General features: G+C 71.0%; 15 protein-coding genes and 1 pseudogene. 9 read left to right on the top strand and 7 right to left on the bottom strand.

The features are described 5' to 3' along the window. Nucleotides 1-47: 47 nt before the first annotated feature. From OHS71_RS19850 to OHS71_RS19840, 3 genes are all read right to left on the bottom strand, one after another. Nucleotides 48-533 carry a hypothetical protein gene (locus OHS71_RS19850; protein ID WP_328480715.1) on the bottom strand — a complete coding sequence of 162 codons (486 nt, stop codon included), beginning with the start codon at nt 531-533 and terminating at the stop codon, nt 48-50. A gap of 64 nt (nt 534-597) precedes the next feature. Beyond that, complete coding sequence (locus OHS71_RS19845) at nt 598-852, bottom strand: hypothetical protein (RefSeq protein WP_328480714.1); 255 nt, start codon at nt 850-852, stop codon at nt 598-600. Between the two features lie 71 nt (nt 853-923). Continuing rightward, a complete protein-coding gene (locus OHS71_RS19840) occupies nt 924-2,645 on the bottom strand; it encodes a conjugal transfer protein (RefSeq protein ID WP_328480713.1) in 1,722 nt (573 codons plus the stop codon). Between the two features lie 334 nt (nt 2,646-2,979). On the opposite strand from OHS71_RS19840, the gene OHS71_RS19835 reads away from it, so the two are divergent. From OHS71_RS19835 to OHS71_RS19810, 6 genes are all read left to right on the top strand, one after another. Then, nucleotides 2,980-3,606 (top strand): hypothetical protein, encoded by a 627-nt coding sequence (locus OHS71_RS19835; RefSeq protein WP_328480712.1) that lies wholly within the window; start codon nt 2,980-2,982, stop codon nt 3,604-3,606. Nucleotides 3,607-3,968: 362 nt separating this feature from the next. Next, nucleotides 3,969-4,331, top strand: a complete 363-nt coding sequence (locus OHS71_RS19830; protein ID WP_328480711.1) for a DUF4913 domain-containing protein — start codon at nt 3,969-3,971, stop codon at nt 4,329-4,331. A 163-nt stretch (nt 4,332-4,494) separates the two neighbouring features. Continuing rightward, nucleotides 4,495-5,175: a hypothetical protein gene (locus OHS71_RS19825; protein ID WP_328480710.1), complete on the top strand. Its 681-nt coding sequence runs from the start codon at nt 4,495-4,497 to the stop codon at nt 5,173-5,175. Nucleotides 5,176-5,181: 6 nt separating this feature from the next. Beyond that, a complete protein-coding gene (locus tag OHS71_RS19820; RefSeq protein WP_328480709.1) occupies nt 5,182-7,299 on the top strand; it encodes a peptidoglycan DD-metalloendopeptidase family protein in 2,118 nt (705 codons plus the stop codon). Then, entirely contained in the window at nt 7,296-8,741 is a 1,446-nt protein-coding gene (locus OHS71_RS19815) for an outer membrane protein assembly factor BamB family protein (protein ID WP_328480708.1), read from the top strand. Before OHS71_RS19820 ends, OHS71_RS19815 begins: the two co-directional genes overlap by 4 nt. 85 nt (nt 8,742-8,826) lie before the next feature. Next, nucleotides 8,827-10,557 carry a type IV secretory system conjugative DNA transfer family protein gene (locus OHS71_RS19810; protein WP_328480707.1) on the top strand — a complete coding sequence of 577 codons (1,731 nt, stop codon included), beginning with the start codon at nt 8,827-8,829 and terminating at the stop codon, nt 10,555-10,557. Nucleotides 10,558-10,646: 89 nt separating this feature from the next. Here the strand turns inward: OHS71_RS19810 and OHS71_RS19805 are convergent, their stop codons facing one another. Next, nucleotides 10,647-11,927, bottom strand: coding sequence for a hypothetical protein (locus OHS71_RS19805; protein WP_328480706.1), 1,281 nt, complete (start codon nt 11,925-11,927; stop codon nt 10,647-10,649). A 657-nt stretch (nt 11,928-12,584) separates the two neighbouring features. Here OHS71_RS19805 and OHS71_RS19800 point away from each other — a divergent pair. Next, a complete protein-coding gene (locus tag OHS71_RS19800) occupies nt 12,585-13,694 on the top strand; it encodes a sugar ABC transporter substrate-binding protein (protein WP_328480705.1) in 1,110 nt (369 codons plus the stop codon). 39 nt (nt 13,695-13,733) lie between these two features. On the opposite strand, the pseudogene OHS71_RS19795 reads toward OHS71_RS19800, so the two are convergent. Continuing rightward, nucleotides 13,734-14,036 (bottom strand): annotated as a pseudogene (locus tag OHS71_RS19795) (alpha-E domain-containing protein); the annotation flags it as partial. Between the two features lie 325 nt (nt 14,037-14,361). Between OHS71_RS19795 and OHS71_RS19790 the strand changes: the two are divergent. Next, a complete protein-coding gene (locus OHS71_RS19790) occupies nt 14,362-15,468 on the top strand; it encodes a helix-turn-helix transcriptional regulator (RefSeq protein ID WP_328480704.1) in 1,107 nt (368 codons plus the stop codon). Here the strand turns inward: OHS71_RS19790 and OHS71_RS19785 are convergent. After that, nucleotides 15,365-16,423: a helix-turn-helix transcriptional regulator gene (locus tag OHS71_RS19785; RefSeq protein WP_328480703.1), complete on the bottom strand. Its 1,059-nt coding sequence runs from the start codon at nt 16,421-16,423 to the stop codon at nt 15,365-15,367. The genes OHS71_RS19790 and OHS71_RS19785 overlap by 104 nt on opposite strands. 59 nt (nt 16,424-16,482) lie before the next feature. Then, nucleotides 16,483-17,466: a helix-turn-helix transcriptional regulator gene (locus OHS71_RS19780; RefSeq protein ID WP_328480702.1), complete on the bottom strand. Its 984-nt coding sequence runs from the start codon at nt 17,464-17,466 to the stop codon at nt 16,483-16,485. A 393-nt stretch (nt 17,467-17,859) separates the two neighbouring features. Between OHS71_RS19780 and OHS71_RS19775 the strand changes: the two genes are divergently transcribed. Further along, nucleotides 17,860-18,195 carry a hypothetical protein gene (locus OHS71_RS19775; protein ID WP_069768324.1) on the top strand — a complete coding sequence of 112 codons (336 nt, stop codon included), beginning with the start codon at nt 17,860-17,862 and terminating at the stop codon, nt 18,193-18,195. Nucleotides 18,196-18,314 lie beyond the last annotated feature (119 nt).

Below are 18,314 nucleotides of genomic sequence, written 5' to 3'. Positions count from 1 at the left end.
TCATCCTGCGGTAGTCGACATCGGGAAGGGGTGGGGTGAGCGCGGGGTCAGCGCCCGGCGGCGGCGAACGCGCTGCCGCGCTCGGCGGCGGCCCGGCGCGCGGCCTCGTAGCGGGCCTGCCAGCGCGGCGAGCCGGGGGTGAAGAGGATGACCTGCCAGTGCAACTGCTCCGGCTCCTGGTCCGCGGCGAGGCCCTGGAGACGCTTGGGCTGGAACCACCAGTCGGTCCACACCACGATCTGCTGGCTCAGCGTGAGCGCCGAGGGCAGCGGGCGACCCCAGATGAAGTAGATGCCGAACGGCGGCCCGAAGTAGAGGATCGACGTCCACATCGACATGCCCAGGAACGGCAGGAACGCCGACACGGTGAACAGGGTGATGAGCCAGACCAGCCCGAAGCCGAAGGCCGCGCCCAGCGCGGGCAGCAGCAGGCCCGGCAGCGGGATGTTGCCCCAGTTCCAGATCCGCTTGGGGCGGTTGACCAGATCGGTGTGGTCGTACGCGACCAGCGGCTCCGGTGCCTCCTGGCTCATGTCTGCGAACTCCCCTGGTAGGGACGGCTACTGACGGCGTGGCGGGCAGGGCCCGGACGATCCGTCAGTTGCCGCCGCCGATCTGACTGCCGAGCCCGATCAGCACACCGGCGAGGCCGCTGGCGCCACCGATGATCAGGGCGGCCAGCGCGATCATGCCGAAGCCCTGGAAGGCCTCGCGCATGCCGTCGCCGCGCTTCATCGACAGGAGCATGCGGATGCCGAGGATGAGCAGGGCGATGACGGCGACCATGGTGCCCGCGTTACGCAGGATGTCCTCGATCTGCCCGAACATGTCGTTCAGGGTCGTCTCGGCCATGTACATGGTGGTTCCTCTCGGGTGGTGGAGCTGCGGTGAGTGGTATGGGGGGTGTGGGCGGTGCGGCCCGGTCAGGACTTGCCGGGCTTGGCCGTGGACGGCGGGACGGCCGCGGAGGCGGGGGCCGACGGCGAGGGGGCTCCGGAGACACCGGCCGAGGGCGTGGCCGATCCCGTGGCCGCGCCGCCGTCACTGTCCGTGTCGTCGGCCCGGCCGCCCTCGGCGTCGAGCACGCCGCCCCGGACGTCTTTGACGAACCAGCCCTGCGCCGTGTTGACGATCGTCATCCGGTAGGCCCGGCGGACGGCGACGCCCTTGGAGTCGGTCCAGTCGACGGCCACCCGCACCTGGACGGCCTGACCGGCGTCGTAGGTGTACGGCTTGCTGTCCTGGGCGCTCGCCGGGACGAGCGCGACGACGGTGCCGATCTGCGGGCCCGTCAGGCGGCCGGCGAGGCCGGTGGTGGCCGTCAGGGTCGCGTCCGGAGTGAGGAAGCGGGCCATGGCCGTGGCGTTCGAGGCGCCCCAGGCCTCGAAGTAGCCCGGCAGCACCTCCTTCTGGAGCTGCGTGGACAGGGTGTCGTCCACGACCTCGTCGCCCTGGTCGACCTCGGGCACGTCCGCGGCGGCCGGCAGCGGCATCTGGCCCACGTCGCCGGAGACGCGCATGCCCTCGCCCGTCGCGAGGTTCTGTACGTACACGGGGACGGTCAGCGTGGTGAGCGTGCCGTCGTCGGTGCGGACCTGGACCCCGATGTAACGGCCGTGGTCGCCGAACTCCGGAAGCTTCTCGGCGGTGCCGTCCCAGGTGACGGATACGGCCTTGCTGGTGCCCTCACCGCTCCAGCCGCAGTCGGGGTCGACACCGGAGGAGGCGTAGCGGGCGAGGTCGGTGCGGCGGGCGGTCGAGGTGTCCGGGGAGAACGTCATGCAGAGCTGCGCGTACTGCTCCGCGAAGGCCGCCGCCTGCTCGGTGGGGAACTCGGTGAGGCGGTACCGGGTGGCGTCCGACGCGTCCAGCCCGGCGGTGGTGGTGCCGGAGGACTTGCCGATCACCAGTCCCATCACGCCGCACGAGCCCAGCGCGAACACGCAGGTCGTGATCAGCAGGGTGGCGCGGAGCGCCACATGCGTACGGCGCCCGCCGCCGGGGATGCGGCCGCCGGGCTTGGGCACGTCGAAGTCACCCGCGGGGGCGGGCCTCGGGGCGGCCTGGCCGGGGGCGGCGGGACCCTGGGTGAGGGCGCCGGGGGTGGCGGCGCCCGCCGCCGGGGCGGTCCCGCCCGCGGCCGGGGCGGTCGCGGCCCTCGGCGACATCGTGGAAAGGCTCTGGGCGGGGGCCTGGTGGCCGTGCTGGGGCGGGTGCGGGGCGGCCGTGGTGGGCGCGGGGGCCGGTGCGGCGGTGGAGGCCGTTGCCGTGCCGCCCCGCTTGCGCTGCTCCTTCTCCGCCTTCTTCTGCTCGTACGCCGCCTTGCGCGCGGCGCGCTCCCGCTCGCGCTTCTCCTTCTTCGACTCGCCCTGGGACCGCGTCTCACGGGGCGGCAGCGACGGGACGGCGGCCTGGCCGGCCCGGGGCGTGCTGCGCACCCAGGCGGCGGCGACCTGGGCGCGGGCCGCGTCGGAGGGCAGCGGCTGCGTCTGTTGCGGGCCGGGGGCCTGTTGCGGGGCGGGGGCCTGCTGCCCCTGCCCCTGCCACGCCTGCTGCGGCGGTTGCTGGGAAGGACCGAAGGACCCGGGCTGCCCGGAAGGCTGGCCTCCGCCGACCGCGCCAGCAGGGCTGTTGTGGTCTGTCATCGAGTCGGTTACTCCAGCGAGTCGGTTCCCCGTCCGCCTGGGCGGGTTCACGACCGCACCGCACGACGGGCCCTGGCCCGGCCAGGTGCGCTTGGCAGTGTGACAAAGACCTGTCACCGGACCGGTGTCGCTTTCCTCGCCGGGACTGCGGGAATTCCCGGGGTCGTGCCCATGAGGAAACCGGTCGGGAAAAGTGTCAGGGACACGACGGGAAGGCGCCGTGCCGTACCGGCGCGTCCTGGGCCCAGAATGCGCTGGGCGTGTGTGCCCGAAGTGCTGGGTGCCGCCACCCGGCCCCACCCCTGGACCCGACGGACCCGGCGAAGGACGAGAGTTGACCGACCACAACGGGCACCCGCAGCAGCCGCAGTACCCGCAGCAGCCGCACCCCCCGGAGCAGCCCGACCCGCGCAGCCGGGAGGCCCCCCAGCAGGCTCCGCCGGTCCAGCAGGTCCCTGCCCCGGCCTCTGCTGCTGCTCCGTCTCCAGCCCCGGCCCCTGCCCCGGTTCCCGCTTTTGCCTCCGCCCCCGTCGCCGAACCGGCCTCCGAGCCGGCTCGGGCCCCGCAGGTCTTCCAGGCCGAGCACGCCTGGGTCGACGGCTATGAGCCCGGCAACCCCTGGCAGGCCAGCCTGTGTGTGCAGACGCCGTACGGGACCTTCGCCTATCCCCTCACGCCGAACACGATTCCCGAACTCCTCGAGCAGATGGTCCTGGTGGCACAGGAGCAGCAGGGGATGCCGGTCGGTTTCGACGAGGACCCCGAGCTGTCGTCACCGGACGAGGAGGTCGTGGAGGAGGAGCAGCAGGCGTCCGGCTCCGACCTCCACAGCGGTCGGGCCGCGCGTCTGACGGGCTGGGCCGTCGTCCACGACCTGTGGGAACGCGAGGACCCGACGGCGCGCATCGCGATGGGCGCCGTCGTGGTGGTGCTGTTGCTGCTCGGTATCGTCCTGGCCTGAGAGCGTGACAGATCGAGTGATCGCCTGACCGAGAGACACCGAAGGGGACCCATGCCGACGGAGCGAACGGGCCGGACGCCGCAGGAGGCAGTTCGCCCGGAAGCTGGGTGCCATGGACGTGCCGGAGCGACTGAAGGAGAGCCAGCAGGCGGCGGTGTGGCGTCTCGGGATGGCCGAGACCTACGACGAGTTGAACGCACGGGCGAAGACCTCGCAGCCCGCCGCCGTCAACGCGTTCCTCCCCGGCGTCGACGTACGCCCCGTCGCCCCGCGCGGGCCGGCGCGGGCCACGGGGTCCTCAACCCGGCTGCGGCCCTCACCCTGCCGCCGGTTCCCCAACAGCAGCCCGCAGGAGTCGAGCGATGACCGGTACCGAACCCGCAGCCGAGGAGCCGGAGTTCTACTTCGCGGACGTCTTCGTCTTCGTCTCCGACTATCTCGCGCAGATGATCCGCCGCCGGGTCAACGGCACTTCGGCCACCTGGTGCCCGCAATGGTGGGAGCACCCCGAGGCCGGCGCCCGCCTCTCCGCGCTCTGGCTGGCCTGGGAACACCTGCGCCAGGACCCGGCGCTCGGCATGTCCACGTGGTGGCTGCACCACGCCGACCCGCATCTGCGGGTCCTGATGGACGCCGACTCGGGCCCGTTCGCGGCCTGTTCACCCAAGGACGGTCACACGGCGTACCCGTTCGATCCGCTGCCGGTGGATCCGCGGCCTTCGTGAGCACCGGACCGTAGGGAACACCCACTCCCGCTTCCCCCGCACTCTTTCCCGAAGCCGGCCGTCCTTTCCTCGCCGGGAATTCCCCCGACTCCCCGCTTCCGCCTCCCCCTACCGTGTCCCGGTCACCCGCCGTACCGGCTCAGCACAAGGGAGGCGCGGGAACGTGGACTTGCCTGCGGAGAACAAGCGCACGGGGCTCTTGGCCCTGGGGGTGCTCGGGTTTCTCCTGATCGCCGTGCTCACCGTGTTCAACGTCTTCGACGGAGACGACGAGGGCGACGGCGGTGACACCAAGGGTGGCTCCGCGGTGCCCACGGCCACCTCGGGCGGCAGCGCTGCCGGCGGGGACAGGGAGGGAGCCGACGGCGACGGATCGCAGAGCACCGCGGTCGCCCCGATCGTCTCGGCCTCCGAAGCCGTGAAGGCGCACGCCGCCATGGTCCAGTACATGGCCGGGCTCACCACGTACGACCACTCAAGCAATGCCGCGACCTGGAGTGTGCCGCTGGTCCGGCTCACCACGAACGACGACCGGATGAAGGCCGCGACCTCGCTGCCGACCGGCAAGGAGTGGGCGACCTGCCAGGCCGAGCAGTGCTCCTCCAAGGGGAAGGCCGTCGTGGTGCGCGATGCCCTGGTCTCGGACGACCTGGTGCGTGACAGCGGCCGCTCGATGTCCACCCTGGTCACGGTGACCGCCACGCACACCGCGGGCGGGCAGACCACGACCGAGTCCAACCAGTGGCTGGTGACGGTCAAGGAGGACAGCGGCGACTGGCTCGTCTCCGGATTCGACGTCTTCGGCCTGGGTGACGTGGGCGCGTCCGACGACTCGGGGGTGTGACCCGGCATGGTTGCACCAGCGGTACTGGCCGCCGCCAGCAAGGCGGCGAAGGTCGCCAAGGCCGCGAAGGCGGCCAAGGCGGCGACCCAGCGCGGTGGCGGTCAGGGTGGCGGCGGCGACAAGAACGGCAACAAGTGGATGTGGATAGCCGGCGGTGTCGGCTGCCTGCCCATCGCCGGGGCAGGCACCCTCGTCCTGGTCCTGTTGGGAAGCATGATCGGCGGGGTGGGCGCCGGTGCTGCGGCCGCCTCCTGCGGCGACTACGCCGACAACGCCAACGCCGGCAACACCGGTGACGCCGCGGCCACCAACCCGGTCATGCCGGCCGGCAAGATGTACATGCCGAGTGAGACGGCGCGCAACGAGATACCGCCGAAGATGATCCTCGCCGCGATGCGCGCCGCAGCCCGCTACGACGGCCTCGACTGGACGCTCATCGCCGGGCAGATGTACCAGGAGACCAAGTACGGCCAGGACCCCTCGGCCGCGCCCGGCGGCAAGAACTCCCTCGGCTACATGGGGATCCTCCAGTTCGGCAAGCCCGCCTGGACGGACTACGGCGCCGACGGCAACGCCGACGGCACGAAGGACCTGTACAACATCGACGACGCGGCCTGGGCCGCCGCCAACTTCCTGCACGCCCAGAAGGCCGAGACCGCTCCCTTCAAGGCGCTCCAGATCTACTCCGGCTCCACGGCCGCCAACACGATCTACCCGCGGGTCGTCCTCACCCAGGCCGCGCGCTACCGCGGGGTGCTCACCGGCGACCGGGACCTCATCCAGCGCTGGTACGCGCATCTGAAGGAGACCATCGAGAAGAACCCCGGCTTCCCCACCCTCGGGAAGCAGTCGGACATTCCCGAACCGGTCGGCAACAACGCCCAGCCCGGTTCCGCGCTCAGCATCGCCACGACCCCGGCCCGCTCCTGGTCGACGCCGGCGCTGGACGGCGACAGCGGTGACGGCAGCACGACCGCGATGTCCCTGGCCGCGTACAGCAGCGACATCAGCGGCAACAGCAACAGCAGCAGCATCGGCGCCGGCTACGCGACGACCGTGTCCTTCCCCCTTGCCAAGGAGCCCACCACCGGCAAGGACTGGCAGTGGCCCATGAAGCAGGGCACGTACACGGTCGGTACCCCGTACCACCAGAACGGCCGTATGTGGAGCCTCGGTTACCACACCGGCCTCGACCTGGTGGCCTCCAGCGGCACCCCGATCTACGCCCCGGCCGACGGCAAGGTCGTCCACGCCGGTCCCGGCGGCTCGTACGGCAACATGACGAAGATCGAGCACGCGGGCGGTGTCATCACGCTCTACGGCCACCAGACCTCGATCAAGGTGTCCGTCGGGCAGACCGTCAAGCGCGGCCAGCAGATCGGCACGGTCGGCGCGACCGGCAACGTCACCGGACCCCATCTGCACTGGGAGGTCCTCGTCCCTGGTGTCGACAACCCGTTCGTGGGCGGCCAGGACAAGGGCCCGGGCATGGTCGACCCGGACGAGTGGATGAAGGGCAAGGTCACCGCCAACCCCGACTACGGGACCGTCCCGGGATCCGACGAGAGCAGCAGGGACGCGCAGTACGCCGACTGCGCCGAGGACAACGGCGGTGCCGCGGTGGCCCCGGACGGCGCGGGCGCCTCCGGTGTCCTGCCCGACGCCGACGACCCGGTGATCCGCGCGGTCCTCGGCTGGGCGCAGCGCGGCATCGGGGTCCCGTACGTGTTCGGCGCCCCGCGGCTCCAGGGCGAGAACCCCACCAGTTTCGACTGCTCCAGCTTCACGCAGTGGGCGTACTACATGGCCAGCGGTGGCAAGATCAACATCGGTACGACGACCTACACGCAGGAGCCCTACCTCAAGAAGTACGAGGTGTCGCTGTCCGAGGCGCAGCCCGGCGACGTCATCTTCTTCCGGCCGGAGGCGGGCCACTCGGGCCATGTGGGCCTGGTCTGGGACCCCAAGGGTCACAAAATCATCCACGCCCCGCGGCCGGGCAAGTCCGTCGAGTTCAGCAACTGGGACTACCAGGACACGATCACCGGCGTCTACCGCGTGCCGATCCCCCAGGGCACGAACGCGGTCGAGGGCGACGGCACAGACAGCGGAACAGGAGCATGAACCAACAGATGAGGCGTCACCTTCTTCCTCTCGCCGGGGCCCTGGTGTCACTGGGGCTGGTCGCGGGCTGCGGTGGAGGCGACGACACGGGGAAGGGTGGCGCGACGGCCGGGAAGGCGACGCCCAAGGCGTCCGCGTCCGTCGCCCAGGGCCCCGCGTACGAGGGCGCCGCCCTTCCCGGCCTGGCCCGGAAGCCCGTGTGGAGCCTGACCGCGGACGGCGTCTCGGGATGCCCCGGCGACCCGGTCGAGCGAGCCACGAGCAGGGTCGTCGGGGATCACTCGCAGACCTGTGTGCTCGGTGACGCCGTCGTCCTCACCGAGGACGCGACGACGTACCCCGACAACACCGGCGGCACCCCGGAGGAGTACCTCTTCCGGGCCCGCCTCCTCGACGCGGCCACCGGTCGGGAACGCAAGTCGGTCGAGGTCACGATCCCCACCGACGGCTGGTCGAGCGACCGGGATCCGACGCCGGCCGAGTTCTTCACCCTCGGCCAGTGGAAGGACGGCACACCCGCCCTCCTGGCCGTCGACGGCGATGTGACCCCGGCGAGCGGCCTGAAGAAGGAGTCGGTCCGGACGACGTACACCATGTACGCCCCCTCCGGCGAGAAGCTGGGCAGCTCGGCCTACGACGGCGAGGAGGGCACCGACCACACCGTCGAGGCCGGCCATGTACGGCTGAAGGAGGGAAACGACAGCGGCTCCTACGCGCCGCTCGGAGGCGGAGCCACCGTCGAGGTCCAGGACCGGTGGGAGGACCAGGCGCCCATCGGCCAGGGCTTCGGCTACCGGGTCGCGACGTCCCTCGCCGAGTTCTACGTCAGCGGTGACCGGCTCCAGGTCTCCGACCGGCTCACCGGTAAGGAACTGTGGGACACGGAGGGCGTCACCCTGCCCGCCGCCGTGGCGGCGCAGACCCGGGACGGCGACCGGGCGGCCGCCTCCCTCTTCCCGCTCTCCGGGGACAAGGGCCTGCTCGCCTGGGGCCTGAAGGACGACACGTACGACGCGCTCCTGACGGTGGTCGACCTCAGGACGGGGCGCACCCTCGTGGAAGGCCCCAAGACCGCCCTCGACCCCAACGACGCGCACGAGCCGGTCGTCGTCCTCTCCGCGGACGGAAAGAGCGTCGTCACCCAGTTCGGCGGAGGCGCTGTCGCCTGGGACGCGCAGACGGGCGACGAGCTCTGGCGTCAGAAGGCGGACGAGCAGGACATCGAGCCGGTGGCACTGCCGACCGGCGACGTCCTGTACGCGTCCGTCAGCGACCTGGGGCTGGCGGCGCTCGACATGCGTACCAAGAAGGTGCTGGCCTCCGGCCTGGAACCCGACTCCTCGCTGAACGACGACGTCGAGGTCCTGGAGCGCACGTCCGACGGTCACACCCTGCTGGCGACGAGCGAGGGCGTCTTCGTCTTCGCTCCGGAGAAGGCCTGACGCCGGCCCTCCCGACCGGCACCTCCCGGCGCAGCCCTCCCAGACAACTCAGCAAGTCCACAGTCCAGAAAGGACGGACCCGCGGGTGACCGCAGAACAGCAGAAGAAGCCCCGTGCCGAGGACGACTGGACCTTCGAGATCGTCATCGCGGTCGCCGTCGTGCTCCTCGTCGGCGCCGGTGCCTGGCTGGCGGCGAAGGTCGGGGCCGGGTACGCCGACGCGCCCGCGCCGGCCGGCAACCCGCTGACGTTCCTGGTCGAGGTGGTCAAGGGCGACTACAGCTGGCCGGGTTCCGCGGCCAGTGCCGTCGCCGCCGGGGAGGCGGTGGTGGTCGGGATCCTCGGCCTGGCCGCCTACCGGGTGCGGGAGCGGTTCAGGAACAAGCCCCGGGTGGACGGCGCCGCACGGCACCTCGCGAAGGGCGAGGAGCTCGGCAAACTGACCATGAAGGGCGCGGCCGCCACCGCCGAGCGCCTCGGGGTGCGGTCGGGCACGCCGGGCGTGTTCATCGGACGGTCCGTCAAGGGACGTCAGCCGCTGTACGGGTCGTACGAGGACATGCACGTCGACATCTGGGGTCCCCGGACCGGCAAGACGACCCGGCGGGCCATCCCCGCCATCCTCGACGGTCCCGGCGCGGTCCTCGTCACCTCCAACAAGCGCGACATCGTCGACGCGACCCGGGGTCCGCGGACCGCGCGCGGACCGGTGTGGGTGTTCGACCCGCAGCAGGTCGCGCAGGAGGAGCCCAGCTGGTGGTGGAACCCGCTGTCGTACGTCACCGATGTCGCCAGGGCCCGCAAGATGGCCGACCACTTCGCCAGCGGCTCGCGTGACGCCAACGCCTCCACCGACGCCTTCTTCGACCCGGCGGGACAGGACCTGCTCGCCAACCTGCTGCTCGCCGCCGCCTGCGCCAAGGCGCCGATCACCCAGATCTACACCTGGCTGTCCAACCCCAGGGACGACGCCCCGGAGCGGATCCTGCGCGGCGCCGGGCACGCCATGTCCGCGGACGGCCTCGCCGGCGTGATCAACGCCCCCGACAAGCAGCGCAGCGGCATTTACGGCGTCGCCCAGCAGATGGCGTCGTGCCTGGTCAACCCGGAGGTCAACCGGTGGGTGACCCCGCCGTCGGACGAGTACGCGGGGGAGTTCGACCCGCACGCCTTCGTCCGCGGCGGCGGCACCCTGTACTCGTTGAGCCGGGAGGGCCGCGACTCCGCCGGGCCGCTCGTGACCGCGCTCACCGTGGCCGTCGTCGAAGCCGCCGAGGAGTACGCCACCACGCAGCGCGGCGGCCGTCTTCCGCTGCCCCTCGTCGGGGTCCTCGACGAGGCGGCCAACGTGTGCCGTTGGCGCACCCTGCCCGACCTGTACTCGCACTACGGCTCGCGCGGCATCATCCTGATGACGATCCTCCAGTCCTGGGCGCAGGGCATCGAGGTGTGGGGGGAGCGCGGCATGGAGAAGCTGTGGTCCGCCGCGAACGTCCGCGTCTACGGCGGTGGTGTCTCCGACACCCGTTTCCTGGGCGACCTCAGCGAGCTGGCCGGCGAGTTCGAGCTGCGCGAGTACCAGACGAGTCGTGAGTCGGAGTTCGGCGGCTGGTCCGGCAACCGCTCGATCAGCGAGTCCACGCGCCGTGAACGCGTCCTGCACGTCTCCGACCTCGGTGCGATGCCGCCCGGCAGGGCCCTCGTCCTCGCCTCCGGCACCAAGCCGGTGCTGGTCGAGACGGTCCCGTGGTGGGAGGGCGCCTACGCCGCCGAGGTCCAGGCGTCGCTGAAGAAGTACGACCCCGGGGCGCGCTGACGCGCGTACCGCGACGCCCGTACCGGGACAGCGCAGAGGGGCCCGGAGGTGGATGCCTCCGGGCCCCTCGGCGTTCGTCACGCGGTGGATCAGACGCGCGCGGCCCGGCGGCGGCGCGTGCCGAACCACGCCGCCGCACCGCCGACGGCCAGCAGCGCGGCGGCCAGGGCGCCGTAGAGGCCGCCGCCGGAACCGGTGTTGGCGAGGGCACCGGTCGTGCCCGTGGTGTTCGTGGTGCCGCCGGTCGTGCCACCGGTGAGGGTGTCCGCGGAACCGGACGCGGACGCCGACGGGGTCACCGGGGCGGACGGGGACGGCGACTGCGAGGCGGGCGCGGACGGAGTCGCCGACGGCGAGCCCGTGGCCAGGGCGGGACCGGCCGTCACCTTGGTCTTCGCCACGTTGAAGTAACCGGAGTCGGTCATGAACACCGACGAACGGAGCGGTACGACCGAGTCCTTCTTGATGTCGCTGTGCTCACCCAGGGAGAGGTAGAGGTTGATGCTCGAGGTGCCGGAGGCCGCGCCGAAGCCCTTGGGGAGCACGGGGAGGTCCCACTCGCTGTCGTTGCTCTCCTTCAGCTTCACGATCTTGCCGCCGATCTCCGCCTCCAGGACGAAGTCGGGGTGACCGGCGCCCTCGCGGAAGTCCTGCGCGGAGATGGTGCGGTGCAGCTCGGCGGGGAATTCACCGGGGCCGTCGGCCTTGGTGTTGAGGGTCAGGGAGGCGCGCTGGCCCGGGCGGGCGACGACGTCGGTGTTGTGCACCCAGGTCTGGTCGAGCTTGCCGGGCTTGATCTGCGGGTCGGTCTTGAAGACGACGGTGTTGCGGGACTTGTCGTCGTCGATGTCACCGACGAGCCGGCCGGCGTGGAGCGTGAAGTCGCCGTCGTTGGTCGGATATGTGGCGCTGAGGCCGAAGGTGACCTTCCAGGTGAACTCGGTCTTCGCCGGGACGGAGAAGGAGGAGTGGTCCTTCCCGGCGGCGGGGAAGAACAGGCCCTGGAAGTAGCCGTCCTGGTGGCCGATGCCGGACTTGGTCGCGGGCGCGTTCACCGCGGTCACGTCGAAGACGATGGAGTCCTTCATCACCGGGCTCGGTCCGTCGGGCTCCCCCGGCAGCCAGGCGGAGAACTCCTGGGCCTTGTCGGAGGAGTTGGTGACCGACAGGATCATCGACTCCGTCGCCCCGCCGCGCTTGAGCGGTGCGCCGGGGGTCGGTGCGCCGAGGGTCATCTTCAGCGCGTGCTCGCCCGCCTTGTCGGCGGCGACCGCGGTGGCCGGGACGAAGGCGGCACCGGCCACCGCGGTGACGACGGCGGTCGCGGCCAGGGTACGGATGCGACGGGCGGTGACGGGACGAGCGGACATGATGAATCCCCCCAAGGAATCAACGGAGAAGAACCGGCACACGGCGAAGAAGTGACCGGAAAGACACGGAACAGCTGAGAGAGAACGGCCGCGCGAGAGCTGAGAGCTGTGAACCGAGAGCTGTGAGAAGAGAGCCTCCGTTCGCCCGGCCGGTCCTGCGTTCCCCCCGGCGGCTCGCGGTGCACTCATCTTCACCCGGTTTTCACGCTTGATCAATCGTCGCTCCGTCACCACTTCGCAACAGCGTCGGAAGCGGTGATTCCGCAGGTCACAGGCGTATAACCGGGGGGTCACGCTCCGCTCGTCCCCCCTGCGGGGCCCATGCGCGCCCCCCCTGTGGGGCCCTCCTGCGGGGCGCGGCTCCACCCTCCTGCTCGGGCTGCCCCGCGGGAGCTGTCGTCGTGGTGGGGGAGCGGGCGCGCACGGCAGACCGGGACGCCCGGCACCGAACCCTGGTCCCTGTCCGGCCCTTCGCAAGCCCTCCGCATCGTCTCCATGCGTCTTCACCCACTGAGCGGAGGGTGACGTTGCTACTTCGTTAAGCAGTTCGGCTTGACGCCGGTGGGCGCCGCCGCGTTGTCTTTTTCAGACACCTGGGTCCAACATGTCGCACCCATGTCCGGATCGCACCGAAAACGCACCTGAAGTGAGCCCCGAATGCGTCGTATCGCCATAGCTGTGGTCGCCTCCGCGATGTCCCTCTCGCTCGCCGGGTGCGGGATGCTGGGGGCTTCGGAGAACACCAGCAGTGCGACACCGACCCGGAGCAACGACATCACGGTGGGCGTGCTGATGCCGGAGGAGACCAACACCCGGTACGCGGACTTCGACTACCCCATCATCAAGAAGAAGGTCACCGAGCTCACCCAGGACAAGGGCCGGACCGAGTACGCGAACGCCGCCGGGGAATCCAAGACGCAGACCACCCAGATGCAGAAGATGATCGACGACAAGGTCGACGTCATCCTGCTGGACGCCGTCGACGCGAAGGTGATCGCGCCGATGGTGCAGAAGGCCAAGGACGCGAACATCCCCGTCATCGCCTACGACCGCCTGGCCGAGGGTCCGATCGACGGTTACGTCTCCTTCGACAACGAGCTCGTCGGCGAGGTGCAGGGCCGCACCCTCGTGGAGGCCATCACCAACGTCGAGCCCAGCGACAAGATCGTCATGGTGAACGGCTCGCCCACCGACCCGAACGCCGGGCAGTTCAAGGCGGGCGCGCTCAGCGAGCTCAACGGCCGGGTCACGGTGGCGAAGTCGTACGACACCGACAAGTGGAGCCCGGACGTCGCCCAGGCCGAGATGTCGAAGGCGATAGAGGCGCTGGGCGCGTCCAACATCGCCGGCGTCTACTCCGCCAACGACGCCATGGCCGGCGGCATCATCAAGGCCCTGAAGGCCGCGGGCGTCACCGGCGCCGACCTGCCCCCGATCACCGGCCAGGACGCGGAGCTCCCGGCGGTGCAGCGCATCATCAGCGGCGAGCAGTTCATGAGCGTCTACAAGCCGTACCCCAGCGAGGCCGAGGCCGCCGCCGAGGCGGCCGTCGCCAAGGTCCAGGGCCGCGACCTCCAGTTCGACGCCCTCACCCGTGACAAGGTCGACAGCCCGACCACCAAGAACATTCCGGCCAAGCTGGTGCCCGTGGTCGCGCTGACCAAGGACAACATCAAGTCGACCATCGTCGCCGACGGCATCTACACGGTCTCCGAGATCTGCACCGCCAAGTTCAAGACGGCCTGCCAGGCCCTCAAGCTGCTCTGACGGCGGACGCCGTCGGGCGGCCGCTCGGGCCCCCGACGGGCGGCGTGCCGGGGCCGGGCGGGGGCGGCCGAGCGTGCCCAGGCATTCCCGGGCGGTGGTCGGCGCATGCAGCTCCGAGTGCGGGAACTCCCGGTCGGGGAGCAGGAATCCGGCCACTCCCGGAGTGCGCCGGAGCCGCCGTACGCGCGCGTACGGCTCGTCGGCGCCGGACCCGCTCAGCAGGGTCGGCCGGCGTGCGCGGGCGGCGTCCGGGAAACGCACGGACGGCAGCCCGACGGTCATGTCCACCCGCTCCAGGCTCCGTCCCAGGACGGCGAGGCGCCGGCTGTCGCCGCGGCTCATCGTGGAGGCGCCGAGCCCGCAGAAGGCGTGGTGGCCCGCGGTGTGGTGGCCTGCGGCCCGGCCGGACTCCCCCGTGGTCCGGCCGGGTTGGCCGCACTCTCCCCCGAGTGGGGAGCACCCGGGGGGAAGCACGATCAACGATGCACCGTCGGGTACGTCCTGCACCACCGTCAGCTTGTTGCAGTGCGAGGGGAGGAGGCCGGGAGAAACAGGTACAGAGGGGCGCTTTTCCCAGACGTCGGCCGGCGGAGCCGTGTTGCGGACCCGGACGGGGCCGCGCATAGTTGCGCTCCGGAAGAGGCGTACGGCGGGGGTGGGATGGGCGATGGCCGGGCACGGGGCGGAGCAGCATCCACACGGTGCCGACCGACTGTGCGACGCCGGGGACCGCGTGTACTCCCGGGCCGTACGGCGCGGCCGGGTGGCGCGGACCGACGCCGAGCCGGTCCCGTGCCTCCTGGAGCTCGCCCTCCTGCACCCGGACCCCGACGACATGGACTGGCTGGTGCCGACCTCCCCGCAGGAGGTCATGACCCGGCTGCTGCGCGGTCTGTACGACGAGGTGAGCGCCAGCCGGCGCCGGATGGGCTCGGCGGTCGCCGCCTTCGAGTGGTACGCGGGCCTGGGCGGACCGGCCGGGGGCGCGACGGCCGGTGAGGGCGCGGCGATCCGGGTCCTGGACGGCGCCTCCCGCATCCAGGCCGCCCTGGACGCGGCGACCGAGGCGTGCACGGCCGAGGTGCTCACCGTGCAGCCCGGCGGCATCCGGCGGGAGCACGAGCTGTCGGAGGGCCTGCACCGGGCACTGGAGCTGCGCGGCCGGGGCGTGCGCATGCGGGACATCTACAACCACGTGGCCCGGCACGGTCAGGGGCTGCTGACCTATCTGGAGCTGATGGGCGACGCGGTGGAGGCCCGCACGCTGGACGAGGTCATCGACCGGCTGATCCTGTTCGACCGCACGGTCGCCTTCATCCCGGCGAACACCGACCGCACGATGGCCCTGGAACTGCGTCACCCGGCGCTGATCTCCTACCTGGTGACGGTCTTCGAGCGGCTCTGGCGGCTGGCGATCCCGCTCACCGCGCCGCTGCCCGACACCCGCATCGAAGGCATCTCCCACCGCGAGCAGTCCATCGCCGCCCTGCTGGCGGAGGGCCACCAGGACGCGGTGATCGCCGAGCGCCTGGGCATCAGTGTGCGCACCTGCCGGGCCCATATCGCCCGGCTCTCGGAGACCTTGGGCGCGGCCAGCAGGACCCAGCTGGGGGTGCGGATCGCGCAGGTGGGCCTCGACCGGCCGTCCGGGGCGGCGGACCCGCCGCCGGTCAGCCTTCCGGCGCCGGCGCCGGCTCCTGGTCCCGGCCCGGCCCCTGCTCCGGCACCCGGTTCCGGCTCTGTCCCCGGTCGAGGATCCCCGACTGCCCGATGAGGTAGCCCAGTTGGGCGCGGCTCTCGCTGCCGAGGGTGGTGGCGAGTTTGGCGATGTGGACGCGCGCGGTGCGGATGTTCATGCCGAGGCGGTCGGCGATGACGGCGTCGGTGTGCCCTTCGACGAGGAGGGCGGCGATCGCCTGCTGCCGGGGGGTGACGCCGTTCAGCGAGGGGCGGTGGACCGCTTGCGGGTACATGGGGGTGGCCAGCCGCCAGAGACGGTCGAAGGTGACGGTGAAGTAGGTGAGGAGGGCCGGGTGGCGGACCTCCAGGGCCAGCCGGCCGTCCTCGCCCGCGGGGATGAAGGCGACCGCGCCGTCGATGACGATGAGGCGGTCGGTGACCTCGTCGAGGGTGCGGGCCTCCACATCGCCCCGGAGCTGCTCGTAGCGGGCCGCCACGAGGGGCTGGTGGCGCTGGGTGTGCTGGTAGAGGGTGCGGATGCGGCAGCCCCGGTCGAGCAGGGCCTGGTCGCGGGACATGGCGACGGCCTGGGCCGTCTCGCCGCGCGGTCCGCTGTAGTGGACGTTGGGCTGGACGCATAGCAGCTCGTCGCTCGCCTCGGCCGTCGCCTCGGTGATGGCGGCGTTGATGCGTTCCGTGCCGCTCAGCAGGAGCAGGGAGGCGTGGTCCGTGGTGGCGGTGCGGCTGCCGGTGATCCGCATGAGGGGTTCGAAGAGGCTCGTCAGCCGTTCCTCGCGGCGCCGTTCGTCGGCGATGCGGGTGGCCGAGGCGCGCAGCAGCCGGTGCAGGGCGCGGGCCGGGGAGACGGGTTCGAGCTGGTCCAGGTCGTCCACGACCGGGTGCAGCAGCCCCAGGGCCAGCAGACAGGGGGCCGCCGCCTCGGCCTCGTCCGTCTTGACGCGTCCGTCGCGCAGGGCCTGCTCGTAGAGCTTCGTGCCTGCGGCGCACAGGTTTTCCACGCCGTGGTGGGGGTGCGGCGGCGCCTTCACTGCGATTCTGTCTCCTGTTCGAGGATTCCGGACCGTGGGGGGCGGGGGCCGGGACGGAGTCAGGGTTCCTGTCTGAGGATCCCTGACTGGGCTATGAGGAACCCGAGCTGGGCGCGGCTGCCACTGCCCAGCGCGGTGGCGAGTTTGGCTATGTGGGCCCGGCAGGTCCGTACGTTCATGCCGAGACGGCGGGCTATGGCCTCGTCGACGTGCCCCTCGACGAGGAGCTTGGCGATGGAGTGCTGGATGTCCGTGATGCCGTCGGGCGCGGTCTCGTAGGGGGCGCCCGTGGCCAGCGGCACCGCGCGGCCCCACATGAACTCGAAGACCTTGATCAGGTAGCGGACGAGCCCCGGATGACGGAGTTCCAGGGCGACCTGGCCGTCGTCGCGGGTCGGGATGAAGGCGACGGTCTCGTCGCAGATGATCAGCCGCTCGACGAGTTCGTCGATGGTGCGGTACTCCACCTTGCCGTCGGTGAACTGGGAGACGTAGCCGAGCGTCTCGGGGCTGTACCGGGCGGTGTGCTGGTACAGGGTGCGGATGCGGCAGCCGCGGTCGATCAGCGGTCTGTCGCGTTCGAGTCCCTGGACGAGGGTGTGCTCGAGGCGCCGGCGGCTCGGCTGGACGGTGAGCATCTCCGTCTGGCACTGGGACGTGGCCAGATCGAGTGCCGCGTTGATCCGGTCGATGCCCTCCAGCACCGTGATCGAGTGTGTGGTCGGCGTCGGCTGGGCGCTGAGGGTCATGAACGGCTCGAAAGCGTCGGCAAGTTCGACCGACAGCCGTCTGCGCTGGGTGATCTCGCGTTCGATCGGGTTGAGCAGCTGGGACAGAGCGATCGACGGAGGCACCGGGCGTAGCCAGTTCGCGTCGTCGGGGTCCGCGTGGAGCAGGGCGAACTCCATCAGACACGGAGCGGGCTCCACGTCGGCACGGGCTATGCGGCCCGTCCGGAGAGCGTTCCCATAGAGACGGCGACCTTCCTCGCACAGCTCAGTCGACGCATGAGGATGTGTCTGCTTTGTCTGATTTTTCGTCAAATCTCCACCCCCCAGGGTCCTGAACGTGCAGGAACATGATGCATCGATTGTGTGGCCATGACGTGCCCGAATGGGCCATCGTCGTAGTGGACGGGGGAGAGGTGACCTTCAAATGAGGACGAAGCCGACTATGCATAAGAGAATGCTTCGCTCGGCGCTTGCCGCCGCCTTCTCCGCCGCCTTGGCCTTCGGCGCGCTGAGTGGCCTTGCGGGAACGACGGGTGACACGGCGCGCGACAGTACCTGGAGCACGGGTACCGGGACCGTGGCCGCGCCGCCCGGGGACAGTACGTGGGTAGCACCCCGCGACAGCACATGGGTGGTCACGGCGGCAGACGTGCCGGGTGACAGCACATGGGTCGCCCCCAGCGACAGTACGTGGGTCGCCGAGTCATGACCACTCCACCCGACGACCGCTCCTTCCGCCGTGAAATGGCCACCGCCTACCGCTCCGGCTGGCACTTCATCGACCTGGTCACCGCCATCCCCCACAGTGGTGACTCGTTGATGGTGACCGTGTTCGGCGAGCCGGTGGTGGTGACGCGCGACGAGGACGAGGACGTACGGGCCTACCGGTGCCTGCGTAAGCCCCGGGGTGCGCCGCAGCCCGTGCGGTGCGCCATCCGGTACGGAATGATCTTTGTGAACCTGGACCAGCGCGACCACCGGCTGGTGGAGCCCGAGGCTCCGCCCCTGAAGACCATCTCAGCCACCCCCCGCAGTGCCTGACGCGATTCCCCCGTCGTAACAGATCGCTCAGGTGCTTCCCCCCGCAGCGGCGTCACCGTGACCTGAACACGGTGACGCCGCTGCAGTTTGCGGGGACATTTCCGTACAAGCGCCTGCTT

This window comes from Streptomyces sp. NBC_00377 (assembly GCF_036075115.1).
GTDB lineage: Bacteria > Actinomycetota > Actinomycetes > Streptomycetales > Streptomycetaceae > Streptomyces.
This window is presented reverse-complemented; position numbering and strand designations above follow the sequence as displayed.